This is a genomic window from Paracoccus gahaiensis, from assembly GCF_005048225.1.
In the GTDB taxonomy this organism is placed as follows: Bacteria; Pseudomonadota; Alphaproteobacteria; order Rhodobacterales; family Rhodobacteraceae; genus Paracoccus; species Paracoccus gahaiensis.
Genome location: NZ_SUNI01000007.1, coordinates 103186 through 118547, shown reverse-complemented (window position 1 = coordinate 118547; position 15362 = coordinate 103186). Strand labels below are relative to the sequence as shown.

General features: G+C 67.3%; 17 protein-coding genes, 1 tRNA gene and 1 riboswitch. Of the genes, 10 read left to right on the top strand and 8 right to left on the bottom strand.

The genetic code is table 11. From position 1 onward, the window contains the following. The first annotated feature begins 64 nt into the window (after positions 1-64). Positions 65-2842, top strand: coding sequence for a Hint domain-containing protein (locus tag FA743_RS10190; protein WP_169308843.1), 2778 nt, complete (start codon positions 65-67; stop codon positions 2840-2842). Positions 2843-2918: 76 nt separating this feature from the next. On the opposite strand, the gene FA743_RS10185 is transcribed toward FA743_RS10190, so the two are convergent. From FA743_RS10185 to FA743_RS10180, 3 genes are all read right to left on the bottom strand, one after another. Next, positions 2919-3530: an RBBP9/YdeN family alpha/beta hydrolase gene (locus tag FA743_RS10185; protein WP_136885998.1), complete on the bottom strand. Its 612-nt coding sequence runs from the start codon at positions 3528-3530 to the stop codon at positions 2919-2921. A gap of 76 nt (positions 3531-3606) precedes the next feature. Then, positions 3607-3744 (bottom strand): hypothetical protein, encoded by a 138-nt coding sequence (locus FA743_RS20300; protein ID WP_169308842.1) that lies wholly within the window; start codon positions 3742-3744, stop codon positions 3607-3609. Positions 3745-3839: 95 nt separating this feature from the next. Further along, positions 3840-4334: an Lrp/AsnC family transcriptional regulator gene (locus tag FA743_RS10180; RefSeq protein WP_136885997.1), complete on the bottom strand. Its 495-nt coding sequence runs from the start codon at positions 4332-4334 to the stop codon at positions 3840-3842. A gap of 190 nt (positions 4335-4524) precedes the next feature. Between FA743_RS10180 and FA743_RS10175 the strand changes: the two genes are divergently transcribed. The 7 genes from FA743_RS10175 to FA743_RS10150 all read left to right on the top strand — a co-directional run bounded on the left by FA743_RS10175 (position 4525) and on the right by FA743_RS10150 (position 9175). After that, a complete protein-coding gene (locus tag FA743_RS10175; RefSeq protein WP_136885996.1) occupies positions 4525-4977 on the top strand; it encodes an RrF2 family transcriptional regulator in 453 nt (150 codons plus the stop codon). Between the two features lie 263 nt (positions 4978-5240). Next, positions 5241-5453, top strand: a complete 213-nt coding sequence (locus FA743_RS10170) for a hypothetical protein (RefSeq protein ID WP_136885995.1) — start codon at positions 5241-5243, stop codon at positions 5451-5453. Between the two features lie 34 nt (positions 5454-5487). Then, complete coding sequence (locus FA743_RS20295) at positions 5488-5637, top strand: hypothetical protein (RefSeq protein ID WP_169308841.1); 150 nt, start codon at positions 5488-5490, stop codon at positions 5635-5637. 98 nt (positions 5638-5735) lie between these two features. Then, positions 5736-6716, top strand: coding sequence for a sulfate ABC transporter substrate-binding protein (locus FA743_RS10165; protein WP_136885994.1), 981 nt, complete (start codon positions 5736-5738; stop codon positions 6714-6716). Then, positions 6713-7552, top strand: coding sequence for a sulfate ABC transporter permease subunit CysT (gene cysT / locus FA743_RS10160; RefSeq protein ID WP_136885993.1), 840 nt, complete (start codon positions 6713-6715; stop codon positions 7550-7552). Before FA743_RS10165 ends, cysT begins: the two co-directional genes overlap by 4 nt. Positions 7553-7568: 16 nt before the next feature. Further along, positions 7569-8441 (top strand): sulfate ABC transporter permease subunit CysW, encoded by an 873-nt coding sequence (cysW, locus tag FA743_RS10155; RefSeq protein WP_136886031.1) that lies wholly within the window; start codon positions 7569-7571, stop codon positions 8439-8441. A 14-nt stretch (positions 8442-8455) separates the two neighbouring features. Then, entirely contained in the window at positions 8456-9175 is a 720-nt protein-coding gene (locus FA743_RS10150; protein ID WP_136885992.1) for a sulfate/molybdate ABC transporter ATP-binding protein, read from the top strand. A gap of 69 nt (positions 9176-9244) precedes the next feature. Here the strand turns inward: FA743_RS10150 and FA743_RS10145 are convergent. From FA743_RS10145 to FA743_RS10130, 4 genes are all read right to left on the bottom strand, one after another. After that, positions 9245-9321: transfer RNA gene (locus FA743_RS10145), tRNA-Arg, on the bottom strand. Positions 9322-9373: 52 nt separating this feature from the next. Continuing rightward, complete coding sequence (gene tpiA / locus FA743_RS10140; protein WP_136885991.1) at positions 9374-10111, bottom strand: triose-phosphate isomerase; 738 nt, start codon at positions 10109-10111, stop codon at positions 9374-9376. Between the two features lie 72 nt (positions 10112-10183). Further along, a complete protein-coding gene (locus FA743_RS10135; RefSeq protein WP_136885990.1) occupies positions 10184-10555 on the bottom strand; it encodes a HesB/IscA family protein in 372 nt (123 codons plus the stop codon). A 164-nt stretch (positions 10556-10719) separates the two neighbouring features. Further along, a complete protein-coding gene (locus FA743_RS10130; RefSeq protein WP_136885989.1) occupies positions 10720-11076 on the bottom strand; it encodes an SUF system Fe-S cluster assembly protein in 357 nt (118 codons plus the stop codon). A gap of 125 nt (positions 11077-11201) precedes the next feature. Here FA743_RS10130 and tgt point away from each other — a divergent pair, with 125 nt between their 5' ends. Together tgt and FA743_RS10120 are read left to right on the top strand one after the other, a co-directional pair. After that, positions 11202-12332, top strand: a complete 1131-nt coding sequence (gene tgt / locus FA743_RS10125; protein WP_136885988.1) for a tRNA guanosine(34) transglycosylase Tgt — start codon at positions 11202-11204, stop codon at positions 12330-12332. Positions 12333-12386: 54 nt separating this feature from the next. Further along, positions 12387-12518: riboswitch (FMN riboswitch) on the top strand. A 77-nt stretch (positions 12519-12595) separates the two neighbouring features. Beyond that, complete coding sequence (locus tag FA743_RS10120; RefSeq protein ID WP_136885987.1) at positions 12596-13066, top strand: 6,7-dimethyl-8-ribityllumazine synthase; 471 nt, start codon at positions 12596-12598, stop codon at positions 13064-13066. A gap of 157 nt (positions 13067-13223) precedes the next feature. On the opposite strand, the gene tkt is transcribed toward FA743_RS10120, so the two are convergent. Beyond that, positions 13224-15248, bottom strand: coding sequence for a transketolase (tkt, locus tag FA743_RS10115; RefSeq protein ID WP_136885986.1), 2025 nt, complete (start codon positions 15246-15248; stop codon positions 13224-13226). Between the last annotated feature and the right edge of the window lie 114 nt (positions 15249-15362).

Genomic DNA, 15362 nt, shown 5'->3' with positions numbered 1-15362 from the left:
CGCGATGCGACTCAGCCGCATCGCCCTTGGCCGGACGATCAGGTCAGCACGAGAGGACACCCGCATGGCACTTCGCGACGGCACCCCAAACAACGATACCCTGGTGGGCACCAGTGGCGCCGACACGATCAACGGATACGAGGGCGATGACAGCCTGACGGGGCTGGCGGGCAACGATCTGATCGATGGAGGATCGGGCAACAATGTCATGTCGGGCGGCGCCGGACGGGATACCATTTATGGCTATGACGGCAATGACACCATCGACGGCGGGGACGGAGCCGATAGCATCTATACCGGCGAGGGTAACAATCTCGTCGATGCGGGGACTGATGCTAGCGACGATACCGTCTTCGGCGGATCTGGAAATGACACCATAGACGCGGGCGCAGGCGACGATCAGATCTTTGCCGGTGACGGCGCGAACTTGGTCACCCTGGGGGATGGCGACGATTATGCCTCTGCCGGATCGGGCGATGACACGATCGATGGCGGGAACGGCAACGACACCATCGAGGCAGGCGACGGCGACAACCGCATCTACGCCGGAACCGACGACGGCTCCGACAGCGTCACGACCGGTGACGGAGACGATCTGGTCGAATTGGGAGACGGCGACAATACCGCCTCGACCGGGGGCGGCAACGATACCATTCTGGCCGGGTCGGGGAATGACACCCTGGACGCCGGCGATGGCGACGATCTGGTGACGGCGGGGGAGGGTGACAACAACATCACAAGCACGGGCGGGAACGACACGATCACGGCAGGCTCTGGCAATGATGCGATCTTTGGCTATGACGGAACGCTGTCGATTGATGCGGGCGACGGCGACAACTACGTCTACACCAATAGTTCCGGTTCTGTGGTTATCCTGACCGGATCGGGAGACGACCAGATCACTGCCTATGGCGACGGTAACGATTCAATAAACTCTGGTGCCGGAAACGATCAGATCTGGCTGGAGGGGGGCAATGACACGATCGATGCCGGGGATGGGGCAGATTTCGTCTATGTCTATACGACCGGCAACAAGCTGATCGACGCAGGCGCGGGCGACGATCAGGTCAATGCAAGCACAGGCAACGACACCATCTTCGGCGGCGACGGGGCCGATTACATCGATGCGGGCGATGGCGACAACCTTGTCGACGGAGGCACCGACGGTGCGAACGATACCGTCAATGCCGGGTCCGGCAATGACACGATCACGACCGGCGCAGGCGACGATAATGTATTTGCCGGCGACGGCGCGAACCTGGTCACCTTGGGGGACGGCAACGATAATGCCTCTGCCGGATCGGGCGATGACACCATCTATGGCGGCAATGGCAGCGACACCATCGACGCAGGCGGAGGCGATAACCGCATCTTTGCCGGGACCGATGGCAGCGCCGACAGCGTCACGACCGGCGATGGCGACGATCTGGTCGAGTTGGGAGAGGGCGACAATTATGCCTCGACCGCGGGCGGCAGCGATACCATCCTCGCCGGGTCGGGCAATGACACCCTCTATGCCGGCGATGGCGACGATCTGGTGACGGCGGGCGAGGGGGACAACTACATTACGCTCGATGGCGGCAACGATACGGTGACCGCGGGGTCCGGCGATGACAGCATCTCTGGCGGCAGCGGGACCAATGTCATTGATGCAGGAGATGGCAACAACAATGTCACTACCGACGGCGACTCGTCCTCGAATATTCTGACCGGGTCCGGAAATGACACGATTACCGCTTACGGGAATGGTGACGATTCGATCTCGTCCGGCGCGGGCGATGATCGGATCGAGCTTTATGACGGCAATGACACGGTCGATGCCGGGGATGGGGCGGATACGATCTATTCCTACGGCACCGGCGACAAGCTGATCGACGCGGGCGCGGGGGACGATGTGGTCTATGCCTATGGCGAGGGCAACGACACCATCGACGGAGGGGGCGGGGACGATTACCTTTACGGCGGCGCCGGCGCCGATCTGTTCATTGCCAGCGATGGCCATGACACCATCGACGGCTTCACCCCGTCCGAGGACAGGATCAACCTCTCGGCCTTTTACAACGAGACGACGCTGGCCGCCCACAATGCCGCCAACGCCACTGAATACGACAGCCCGATCGACTGGCTGCGTGCCGATCTGGCCGTTGACGGGATCCTGACCCTGGGCGAGGATCAGTCACTGCAGCTCAACGGCGTCGATCCGCAGGATCTGAACGCGGGCAATGTGCTGTGCTTCTCGGACGAGGTGATGATCGCGACCGACTGCGGCGAGCGGCGCTGCGGCGATCTGCGGGTCGGCGACCTGGTGCGGACCAAGGATGCCGGTCTGCAGCCGATCCGCTGGATCAACGCGCGGCATCTGTCCGCCGCCGACTTGCAGCAGTTTCCCAACATGCACCCGATCCGCATCCGTCAGGGCGCCCTGGGACAGGGCCTGCCCGACCGCGATCTGGTCGTCTCGCCCCAGCACCGGCTGGTCGTGCGCTCGCGCATCGTGACGCGGATGTTCGGTGCGGGGGACGTGCTGGTCGCGGCCAAGCATCTTCTGCAGATGGATGGGATCGAGATCGCGCAGGATCTGACCTCGGTCGTCTATGTCCACATGCTGTTCGACAGCCATCAGATCGTCTTCGCGAACGGTGCCGAGGCCGAGAGCCTGTTCACCGGCGATCAGGCGCTGTCGATGATGGGTGCCGAAAGCCGGCGCGAGGTGCTGGCGCTGTTCCCCGCGCTCGACACGCCCGAGCCGCCCTTGCCCGCGCGCCCGTTGGTCGGCGGCAGGCAGGGCCGGACCCTGGCCGCGCGTCACCAGCGCAACCAGGTCGCCCTTCTGGCGAACTGACGGAACGGCGCGGGCGATCGTCGGATCCGAAGGCGTTCCCTGGCCACCGCCCGAGCCGGCATTGGGATGTCGGGGATCACGCCGTCAGGCGCAGCCAAGATGGCTGGGGGGCGGGTCCCCCAAAGATGCGGCGCAGGACCGAGCGGGGGCGGGTCTGCGCCAGCAGCGCATCGCGCATCCGCTTGCCCCCGGGCCAGGGACCGAAGCCCGAGGCGGCGTCGACATGCCCGGCATGGCCCAGGTCATAGAGCTCCGCCCCCCAGCTTTCGGCCAGATCGCGGCTGGTGTCGAAGCTCATCCACGGGTCGTTGCGGCTGGCCACGACCAGCGTCGGCACATCGAAGCGCTCGCGCGGCAGGGCGCCGAAGCAGCGGATGCGCTCCGAGGACAAGGGGGTGGCGGAGAGCGGGTCGGCCGGGGCGACCAGCAGGGCGGCGCGCACCCGCAGTCCCGGCCAGCGCGCCAGCAGATGGGCAATGGTGACCGCGCCGAGCGAATGGCCGACTAGGATGCAGTCGGGATGGGTCATGACATGGACGGCCAGCGTCGCCTCCCACAGTTCGCGGACGGGGCAGGTGGTGTCGCCCATGTCCAGCAGCATCGCGTTCGGATCGGTGCGGGCCCACCAGTCCTGCCAATGGGGCGAGGGCGAGCCGTCGAGGCCGGGGACGATCAGGGTCTTGGTCATCTTCATCTCCTCGTCGAGCGTATAGCTGCGAGCTTTGTCGTGCAGGTGAGGGAAAACAGGTCTTCAGCGGCACAGATCAGAACGCAATGAGCAGCCCCGTCACCCACAGCACCAGGCTGGTGGCGATGGCCACGGGGATGATCGGCGCGGCGCCGGTGGCGGTCTGGTTCGCCTGGCTGCGGCGCAGATAGGCTTCGGTCTGAATGTCGAACATGGGATCCTCCAGGTCGTCAGGTTATTCACCTATAACCCTACAGGGTTGGTCGTGTATTGCGAGTCCAAAGATCGCCTCCGAAAGAGAACGGGGTTCTACCGGTCGCGGGTGTTGACGGGATAGGCGGTCGTGTGGCGCAGGGTGTCGATGGCGAAATGCGAGGTGACGTTCCTGATCGCCACCGCATCGGTCAGCGCCTTGTAGACGCGGGTGAAGGCGGCCATGTCGGGCACCACGACGCGCAGCAGATAGTCGATATCGCCGGCCATGCGCCAGGCCTCCATCACTTCGGGCAGGGCGTCCAGCGCGCGGGCGAAGGCCTCGCGCCAGTCGGTGCCGTGATCGGCCGCCTCGATGCCCACGAAGACGGTCAGCCCGAAGCCCAGCTTGGCCGGGTCGGCCAGCGCCACGCGGCGGGTCAGCACGCCGGCGGCCTCCAGCTTCTGGATGCGCTTCCAGCAGGGGGTCTGGGACAGGCCGACCTTGTCGGCGATCCGGGCGATGGGGGTGGTCGCATCCTCCATCAACGATGCGACGATCTTGCGGTCGATCAGGTCCAGAGGGGCAGGGAGGGGTGCGGGATGAGTCATCGGGGCGATTCCTTTCCCCCGCAGGATGCCGTAATAAAATATAAAGTCTACCGCTATTGTCGTTATTTGGTGGCCCGTCGCCCCTGCGCCCCGGTCCCGGCAAAACCCGCGCCGCCATGTCGTCTTTTCTTTCGCGCGCGGGCGATATGCCTTATAGCCGGATGACACCATGGCATCCGGGGCGCGCGCGATGATCACGCAGAAGATGAAATACGCGCTGAAAGCCCTGCTTGTGCTGGGCGACGAGGCCCGCCGCGAGCGCCCCGAGGCGCTGACCATCGAGGCCATCGCCAAGCGCTCCGGCACCCCCAAGCGCTTCCTGGAACAGATCCTGCTCGAGGTGCGCAATGCCGGCATCGTCGCCTCCATCCGGGGGCGCTCGGGGGGCTACAGCCTGATCAAGCGCCCCGAGGAGGTGTCGATCTCAGAGCTGCTGCGGCTGATCGACGGGCCTATTGCGCCGCTGCCCTGCCTCTCGCGCCGCGCCTATCAGCGCTGCGAGGATTGCACCGACGAGGCGAGCTGCCGCCTGCGCCGGGTGTTTTCCGAGGTGTTCTGGTCCTACCTGATCCTCATCGAATCGCTCAGCCTGGCCGACATGCTGGGCTCGGACGAGGTCGCGACCCAGCTCACTGGGGCCTGATCGCGGTTCGGGTGAGATGCCGCCGGGCGGCCCCTCTGGCGTGACGGCGGCACCTCGGAGGGCCTGAGGCCGTCCTCTTTGCCAAGCCGGAACAGGGGCATGCCGTCCCGGCGCGGGGTCATGGCCCAACCCTTACGGAGAACGATCTTCCATAAACACGACTAAATCAGCCGTTTTTATTTTCTTGATAAACACGACTTTCCCTGTCGTTATTAAGGAGCCGGCGCAGTTGCTGGACCGCGACCCAAAGGAAAGGACGACAGATGAGCCTGCACCAGACCATCCGGACCCCCCGACCACTCTGCGCGATCACCCTGATCGACCGCCGCATGGGCTGCCCGCATCGCGTGAACGGCGCGGCGCTGACCGCCGCCAGCCGCGGCCCCGCCTTGGCTGCCTTGGACCTTCCCGCTGGCGGCAGCGCCCGGATCCAGGACAGCGGCATCCGACCGCTGCCCGGTACGCCCCTCATCTGACATCCCCCCGACCCCTTCTGCAGGACATCCCGCCATGACCATCGTCACCATCCAGACCGGCTCCCGCTCCAGCGCGCAGGGCCCCCGCGTGGCCCAGCATCCCGACGGGCGCATCACCATCTCGACCGGGCGCGGCACGCTGACCGGCTGGCCCATCGCCCGGCTGACCCCGACCGGCATCTGACCACCCCGCCCCTTCATCTTGGCCGAAATATCCCGGGGGAGTCGCGCCTGCGCGGCGGGGGCAGCGCCCCCCTCGGCCCCACCACAAGGATCTGCCCCATGACCCTCTTCCGCCTGATCCCGCTTGCCTGTCTCACCCTGGCCTCTGCCGCGCAGGCCCAGACCACCCTGCTGAATGTCAGCTACGACCCCACCCGCGAGCTGTATCGCGAGGTCAATGAGGCCTTCGCGGCGCATTGGGCCGAACAGGGCCATGAGGCCCCCGGGATCGAGACCAGCCATGGCGGCTCGGGCGCGCAGGCGCGGTCCGTGATCGACGGGCTGGCCGCCCAGGTGGTGACGCTGGCGCTGGCCAGCGACATCGACCAGATCGCCACGACCGGCAAGCTGCCCACGGACTGGCAGTCGAAGCTGCCGCACAATTCCAGCCCCTATACCTCGACCATCGTGTTCCTGGTGCGCGACACCAATCCCAAGGGCATCGCCGATTGGGGCGACCTGACCGCGGAGGGGGTCGAGGTGATCACCCCGAACCCCAAGACCAGCGGCGGCGCGCGCTGGAACTATCTCGCGGCCTGGGCCTGGGCCGAGGCCAATGACCGCGACCCGGCCGAGTTCGTGGGCCAGCTCTTCGCCAATGTCCCGGTTCTGGACACCGGCGCGCGTGGCGCGACCACCACCTTCGCGCAGCGCGGCATCGGCGACGTGCTGCTGGCATGGGAGAACGAGGCCTATCTGGCGCTGGCCGAACTGGGCGAGGATCAGTTCGACATCGTCGTCCCCAGCCTCTCGATCCTGGCCGAACCGCCCGTGGCGCTGGTCGAGGGCAATATCGCCGACGACGCACAGCGCGAGCTGGCCACCGCCTATCTGGACTATCTCTACACCCCCGAGGGGCAGGCGCTGGCCTTCAAGCATTACTACCGGGCCTGGGACGCCAGCGCCGCCGACCCCGAGGACGTGGCCCGCTTTCCGGATCTCGATCTGGTCGGCATCGACGATCTGGGCGGATGGGCCAAGCTGCAGCCCGAGCATTTCGGCGATGGCGGCATCTTCGACCAGATCTACGTGGCGCCATGAGCCGCGCGCCCCTGATCCAGCGCACGGCGATGCCCGGACTGGGCCTTTCGGCCGGGATCACCTTTTTCATGCTGACGCTGGTGGTGGCCCTGCCCATCGGCGCGCTGCTGTGGCAGGGCGCGAACTTCGGCCTGTCCAACATCTGGGCCACCATCAACCGCGACCGGGTCTGGGCGGCGCTCTGGCTGTCCTTCCGCCTGTCCTTCCTGGCCGCCTGCTTCAATCTGGTCTTCGGCGTGATCCTGGCCTGGGTGCTGGTCCGCTACCGCTTTCCCGGCCGCCGGATCATCGACGCGGCCGTCGACCTGCCCTTCGCCCTGCCCACGGCGGTGGCGGGCATCGCGCTGACCGCGCTCTATGCCCCGAACGGCGTGCTGGGGGGGCTCACCGACCAGATCGGTTGGCAGATCGCCTATACCCGATGGGGCATCTTCCTGGCGCTGGTCTTCGTGGGCCTGCCCTTCGTCACCCGCACCGTCCAGCCGGTCATCGAGGAGATCGAGACCGAGGTCGAGGAGGCCTCCGCCACCCTGGGTGCCTCGCGTAGCCACACCCTGCGCCATGTCATCGCGCCGATGCTGATGCCCGCCGCGCTGACCGGCTTCGCGCTGTCGCTGGCCCGCGCGGTCGGCGAATACGGCTCGGTCATCTTCATCGCCGGCAACATCCCGCTGCGCACGGAAATCGCACCCCTGCTGATCGTCATCCAGCTGGAGGAATACAATTACGACGCCGCCGGAGCGATCGGCCTCGCCATGCTGGCGATCAGCTTCACGATGCTTCTCTTCATCAATCTCATCCAGATCTGGTCACGCAAAAGGATTGGTCATGTCTGACGCCACCCTGCCCAAGATGCAGGCCCGTCCTGCGGCCACGGCGCCGCGCTTCAGGTCCGCGACCGAGGAATCCCCTGCCGCCCGGGGGGCGCTGATCGCCATCGCGACAGGCGGCCTAGCGCTGCTGGTCGGCGCGCCGCTGGCCGCCGTCTTCGCCGAGGCGCTGATGCAGGGCTGGGGCGCCGCCGTGGCCAGCCTGGCCAGCCGGGACGCCCAATCGGCCATCCGCCTCACCCTGCTGATCACCGCCATCGCCGTGCCGCTGAACGCGGTCTTCGGGATCGCCGCCGCCTGGTTCATCACCAAGTTCGACTTTCGCGGCAAGGCCTTCCTGATCACCCTGATCGACCTGCCCTTCAGCATTAGCCCGGTCGTAGCGGGCCTGTGCATCGTGCTGCTCTTCGGCGCCAATTCCGCGCTCGGCGGCTGGCTGGTGGCCAGCGGCCATCCGATCGTCTTCGCCGTGCCCGGCATCGTTCTGGCCACCGTCTTCGTGACCTTTCCCTTCGTGGCGCGCGAGCTGATCCCGGTGATGATCGAACAGGGCCGCGCCGAGGAAGAGGCCGCCCTGACCCTCGGCGCCACCGGCTGGCGGGTCTTCCGCACCGTGACCCTGCCCAACATCCGGTGGGCGCTGCTCTATGGCACGCTGCTCTGCACCGCCCGCGCGATGGGCGAATTCGGCGCCGTCGCGGTCGTCTCGGGCAAGATCCGCGGCCAGACCGCGACCATGCCGATCACCATCGAGATGTTCTACAACGAATACCTCTCGGTCGCGGCCTTCTCGATGGCCGCCCTGCTGACCGGTTTCGCCCTGCTGACGCTTCTGCTGAAAACCGCGCTGGAGCTGCGTCACGCCGACGCCCTCTCGGCCACCCGCCGCCATTGAGGAAAGGGACCCCCATGCATATCCAGATCGACGAGATCGCCAAGGAATTCGGCACTACCACCGCGCTGCACCCGGTGTCGCTGTCCATCCCCTCGGGCGCGCTTGTGGCGCTGCTGGGGCCCTCGGGTTCGGGCAAGACCACGCTGCTGCGTATCCTGGGCGGACTCGAGTTCCCGACCTCGGGGCGGGTGCTCTTCAACAGTCAGGACGCCACCGGCCTGTCGGTGCAGGAGCGTCGCGCAGGCTTCGTCTTCCAGAGCTATGCCCTCTTCCGCCACATGACGGTCTTCGACAACATCGCCTATGGCCTCAACGCCCGCCCGCGCGCCAGCCGTCCCAACAAGGCCGAGATCGACCGCCGCGTGCTGAAACTCCTGGACCTGATCCAGCTGCCCCAGATCGCCGCCCGCTATCCGACGCAACTCTCCGGCGGCCAGCGCCAGCGCGTGGCCCTGGCACGCGCCCTTGCCATCGAGCCCCGCATGCTGCTGCTGGACGAGCCCTTCGGCGCGCTGGATGCCAAGGTCCGCAAGGAACTGCGCCAGGGCCTGCGCGACATCCATGACGAGACCGGCCTCACCTCGATCTTCGTCACCCACGACCAGGACGAGGCCATGGAGCTGGCCGATCTGGTCGTCGTCATGTCCATGGGCCGCATCGAGCAGATCGGCAAACCCGCCGACATCCGCGCCAGACCGGCCACAGAATTCGTCCGCGAGTTCATCGGGGCGTGACATGATCCAGGCACATCCACCCGGCGGTGAGGGATGCACAGCGCGATCCGCACAAGAGAATGTCGTGATTGGTGCACCCGACTGGATTCGAACCAGTGACCTCTGCCTTCGGAGGGCAGCGCTCTATCCAGCTGAGCTACGGGTGCCTGTGCCGCCTGATTACCGGTCCCGCCGGGGCGGCGCAATGGCGAAAATCGCCTAGGCCGCGTCCAGGGCGGTGACGATCGGCAGGAAATCCCCGGCCGTCAGGCTGGCCCCGCCGACCAGCGCCCCATCGACATGGGGGATCGCGAAGATCTCGGCCGCATTGGCGCCCTTGACGCTGCCACCGTACAGCAGGCTGACCTCGGCTCCGTCCGGCAGCCGCGCCGACAGATCCGCGCGCAGACGGGCATGGACCTCGGCGATCTGCCCGGTCGTGGGCGTGCGCCCCGTGCCGATGGCCCAGACCGGCTCATAGGCGATGACGGTGTTCGCGGCCGTGGCGCCCTCGGGGACCGAGCCCGCCAGTTGCGCCGCGATGACCTCCAGCGTCTGCCCGGCGTCGCGCTGGTCCCCGGTCTCGCCCAGGCAGATGATGGCAACCAGCCCCGCCTGATGGGCGGCACGGGCCTTGGCGCGGACGACGTCGTCAGTCTCGTGGTGATCGGCCCGACGCTCGGAATGGCCCAGGATGACATGGGTCGCGCCGGCATCGCGCAGCATCGCGGCCGAGATGTCGCCGGTATGCGCGCCCGAGGCCTCGGCATGGCAATCCTGCCCGCCGACCCGCACCACGCCCTTGGCGACCAGTGCCGGAACCAGCAGCGCCGGGGGGCAGATCAAGACGTCGCAGGATGCGCCCCTGACCGCCCCGGCCATCGCGTTGATCTGGGCCAGCGTGGCCAGATCCCCGTTCATCTTCCAATTGCCTGCAGCCAGTTTGCGCGGTGCCATCCATGCCTCCCTTTTCGGACGGGCTTAGACAGCCCGCCGCAGGGGTGCAACATTGGTAGCGCTGCCAGACGGTCAGCTTTGCGCGCGGCTGCCCTCGATCGGCTCGAAGCGGACGGATTCGCCGCAGCCGCAGCTGTCGGTGACATTGGGATTGCGAAAGCGGAAGCCGGATTCCAGCAGGCCGGTCTCGTAATCGATCTCGGTGCCGAACAGGAACATCTGCGCCATCGGCGCGATCATCACGCGGGCGCCGTCCAGTTCGACCACCTCCTCGTTGGGGGCAGGGGTCGCGGCCAGCTCCATCGTGTATTCCATGCCCGCACAGCCGCCCTTCTTCAGGCCGATCCGCAGGCCATAGGCCTCCTTGCCGGCCATCAGCCGCGCGATCTGTGCGGCGGCAGCAGGCGTGATCGAGACGGGGGGCGTGCCGGGGATGGCGAACATGGACATGATCCTTTCGGGGCTGGCCTCAAGATAGGCATGCGGGGCCCAGTCCTTCAAGCCCGCCCTGCCGCTTCTTCTTTGTGCAAATACCCTCGGGGGGAGGGCGCCGCAGGCGACCGGGGGGCGGACAGCCCCCTGCGACCGATCCGCCCGCGCGCAGCGTTCTACATGAAGCCCAGTTCCAGACGCGCCTCGTCGGACATCATGTCCATGCCCCATTGCGGCTGGAACGTCATTTCGACATCGACCTGCTTGACGCCGGGCACCGCCTCGACGGCATCCGCGACCCAGCCCGGCATCTCGCCCGCGACCGGACAGCCCGGGGCGGTCAGCGTCATGATGACCCGCACCTCGGAAGCATCGTTGATCTCGACCGTATAGATCAGGCCCAGATCGTGGATGTTCACCGGGATCTCGGGGTCGTAGACCGTCTTGCAGGCCTCGACGATCGGCTCGTAGAGCGGGTGATCGGTGGTCGAGGGCGCGATCAGCGGGGCGCCTTCCATCAGGGGTTCGGTCATCGCGTCATCCTTCAATTCCGACCGATTATATAGGGCACCAGGGGGCCGTGGTCCAGTGGTGGCCCGCATTGCGCCGCAGGTTCCGCAGGGCTACAAGCGCCCGGTTCCCGATCGCAGGCTTGATGATGACCACGCCCTTTTCCTTCTCCCTGACCGCCACCGACGGGGGTGCCCGCAGCGGCGTCATCGACACGCCGCGCGGGCAGATCCGCACCCCGGCCTTCATGCCGGTCGGCACGGCGGCGACCGTAAAGGCGATGCTGCCCGAAAGCGTGGCCGCGACCGGGGCCGACATCCTTCTGGGCAACACCTATCACCTGATGCTGCGCCCCGGGGCCGAGCGGGTGGCGCGCATGGGCGGGCTGCACCGCTTCATGAACTGGGACCGGCCCATCCTGACCGATTCGGGCGGCTTCCAGGTCATGAGCCTGGCGGGCCTGCGCAAGCTGACCGAAAAGGGCGTGACCTTCTCCAGCCATGTCGACGGGTCCAAGCATTTCCTCAGCCCCGAAACCAGCATGCAGATCCAGGCGCTGCTGGGCAGCGACATCGTGATGGCCTTCGACGAATGCCCCGCGCTGCCCGCCACGGACGAGGCGGTGGCCGCCTCCATGCGCCTGTCGATGCGGTGGGCGCAGCGCTCGCGAGACGCCTTCGGCGACCGCCCCGGCCATGCGCTCTTCGGGATCATGCAGGGCGGCGTGACGCCGGACCTGCGCGCGGAATCGGCCGAGGCGCTGACCGGCATCGGCTTTGACGGCTATGCCGTGGGGGGCCTCGCCGTGGGCGAGGGGCAGGAGGCGATGTTCGGCGTCCTCGACTATGCCCCGGGCCTGCTGCCCGTGGACAAGCCGCGCTACCTGATGGGCGTGGGCAAGCCCGACGACATCGTGGGGGCGGTGCAGCGCGGCATCGACATGATGGATTGCGTGCTGCCCTCGCGATCCGGGCGCACCGGGCAGGCGTGGACCCCGCGGGGCCAGGTCAACATCAAGAACGCCCGCCACCAGGACGACCCGCGCCCCCTGGACGAGGATTGCACCTGCCCCTGCTGCACCGGCTATTCCCGCGCCTATCTGCACCATGTCTTCCGCGCGAAGGAGATGATCAGCGGCATGCTGCTGACCTGGCACAACCTGCATTACTACCAGCAGCTCATGGCGGGCCTGCGCGACGCGATCGCGGCGGGCCGGCTGGACGCCTTCGTGGCGGAGTTCCACGCCACCCGCGCGCAGGGCGACATCGACCCGCTCTGATCACCTTTGACGTCGCGTGCCCCTTGGCGCGGGAGCAAGCAGGGGCTATCTTGGACGGGTTCTCAGGGCGGGGTGCAATTCCCCACCGGCGGTCACAGCCCGCGAGCGCCCTTTCCTCGGAAAGGGGTCAGCAGATCCGGTGAAATTCCGGGGCCGACGGTATAGTCCGGATGGAAGAGAACCGCGACCGAGGCGCCCCCAAGCGCCCGGGCGTGGTGCATGCCTTGGGACCTGACGCAATTCACACGTAAGGTTCCTGACCGATGACCACATTCCCCCGTATCGCCTTCATCAGGGCCCGCTGGCACGCCGATGTCGTGGACCGCGCGCATGAGGGCTTCCTGGCCGAGGCCGCCCGGCTGATGCCCGGCGCGCAGATTGATCCTTGGGACGTGCCCGGCGCGTTCGAGATGCCGCTTCTGGCCAAGCAACTGGCGCAGACCGGCCGCTATGACGCGGTGGTCGCCGCCGCCCTGGTGGTCGATGGCGGCATCTACCGCCACGATTTTGTGGCGCAGGCCGTAGTGTCGGGCCTGATGCAGGCGGGGCTGGAGACGGGCGTGCCCGTCTTCTCGGTCTCGCTGACGCCGCACCACTATCAGGAAACCGAACTGCTGACCGGCTTCTATCGCGCGCATTTCATCGAGAAGGGCGCCGAGGCCGCCCGGGCCGTGGCGCAGATGATCGGGGCGCGCGCGCGCCTCGCCGATCTGGGCCGCGCCGACGCGGCCTGAGGTCTGCATGACGCCGGGGCGCGGAAAGGCCGTGCCCCGGGCGGTGCCGTTCCGCCTTCGGGCCACAGCTGAAAAGGGACGGGCCGGGGAAACCCCGGCCCGGTCGTTGCCACTGGGCCCCACGCGCGCGATGCGCGCGCAGGGAACCGCGACGGGATCAGCGGTTGGTCAGCGCCTTGGCGCGGGCCACGATCGCGTCCGAGGTGATGCCGAACTCGGCATAGAGCCGGTCGATGGGCGCCGAGGCGCCAAAGCCGGTCATCCCGATCACGTCATCCTCGGAGGCGACATAGCGCGTCCAGCCGAACTTGCCCGCCGCCTCGATCGCGATGCGCGGGGCGGTGCCCAGAACCTCGGCCCGGTAGTCGGCGGGCTGGGCATCGAACAGCTCCCAGCTGGGCATGGAGACGACGGCCACGGACAGGCCCTCGGCCGACAGCGCCTCGGCGGCCGTGACAGCGATGGCGACCTCGGTGCCGGTGGCGATCAAGGTCACGTCGCGGCCCTCTCCGAACTGCCGGATCACATAGGCGCCCTTGGCGGTCAGGTTCTCGGTCCCCGGCTCCAGACGCAGCTGCGGCACGTCCTGACGCGACAGCGCCAGCAGGGACGGCACGTCGCGGGCGCGGATGGCGATGTCCCAGGCCTCCAGCGTCTCGATCACATCGGCGGGGCGCAGGACCGTCAGGCCGGGGATCGCGCGCAAGCTGGCCAGATGCTCGATCGGCTGGTGCGTGGGGCCATCCTCGCCCAGGCCGATGCTGTCATGGGTCATGACATAGATCGTGCCCACTCCCATCAGCGCCGACAGGCGGATCGCGTTGCGGGCATAGTCCGAGAAGACCAGGAAGGTGCCGCCATAGGCGATGAAGCCGCCATGCAGGTTGATGCCGTTCATCGCGGCGGCCATGCCGAACTCGCGCACCCCGTAGCCGATATAGCGGCCCGGCGCGTCGCGGGTGTACTGGCTGTCCACCGCCTTGACGCGGGTCAGGTTCGACCCGGTCAGATCCGCCGATCCGCCGATCATCGCGGGCAGGGCCGGGGCCAGCGCCTCCAGCGCCATCTGGCTGGCCTTGCGGGTCGCGGCCTTCTTGGGCGCGTCGAACAATGCCTTGCGGGCGTCGGCCACGGCGGCCTCATAGCCCTCGGGCAGCTCGCCGGTCAGGCGCGCGGTCAGCGCCTCGCGATGGTCGGATGCGGCCAGCCGCTCCTCCCATGCAGCACGGGCGTCCGCACCGCGCGTGCCGATCTTGCGCCATTCGGCACCCAGATCCTCGGGGATGGCGAAGGGCTCGGAGGCCCAGCCAAGCGCCTCCTTGGTCAGCGCGCCCTCGTCCTGGCCCAAGGGGGCGCCATGCACCGAATAGCTGCCCGCCCGGTTGGGCGAGCCGAAGCCGATGATGGTCTTCATCGCGATCAGCGAGGGCTTGCCCGTCTCGGCCTTGGCCGCCGTGATGGCGGCATCCAGCGCCTTGCCGTCATGGCCGTCGCAGGTCTGCACATGCCAGCCGCAGGCGGCCAGGCGGGCGGGCACGTCCTCGGAGAAGCTGATCGAGGTCGGCCCGTCGATGGTGATCGAATTGTCGTCATAAAGGACGATCAGCTTGCCCAGGCCCAGATGGCCCGCAAGGCTGATCGCCTCTTGCCCGATGCCCTCCTGCAGGCAGCCGTCGCCTAGCATTACATAGGTGTGGTGATCGACCAGATCGGCGCCGAATTCCCCGGCCAGCGCGCGTTCGGCCAGCGCCATGCCCACGGCGGTGGCGATGCCCTGACCCAAGGGGCCGGTCGTCGTCTCGATCCCCTTGGCATGGCCGTATTCCGGATGGCCGGCGGTGATCGCGCCCCATTGGCGGAAGTTCTTGACCTGCTCCAGCGTCATGTCCTCGTAGCCGGTCAGGTGCAGGAGGCTGTAGAGCAGCATCGAGGCATGGCCGTTCGACAGCACGAAGCGGTCGCGGTCGGGCCAGTCGGGGTTCAAAGCGTCGAATTTCAGGTGGTTGCGGAACAGCACCGTGGCGGCATCGGCCATGCCCATGGGCGCGCCGGGATGGCCGGAATTCGCGGCATTCACCGCGTCGATGGTCAGCGCACGGATGCAGTTCGCCAGCGCGAAATTCTGCGGGTCCAGATCGGCCTTGGCGGCCAGGGCGGGGTCTTTGGGCGTGTCTAAGGGCATGGGATCCTCCTTTGCAAAAAGCCATACCGCGTCGCGCGGCTCATCACAAGAATAAATCACAAAGTCACAACAAAGGTGTTGTTATGTGGGTTTCCCATGTTATGACCGGGGCGG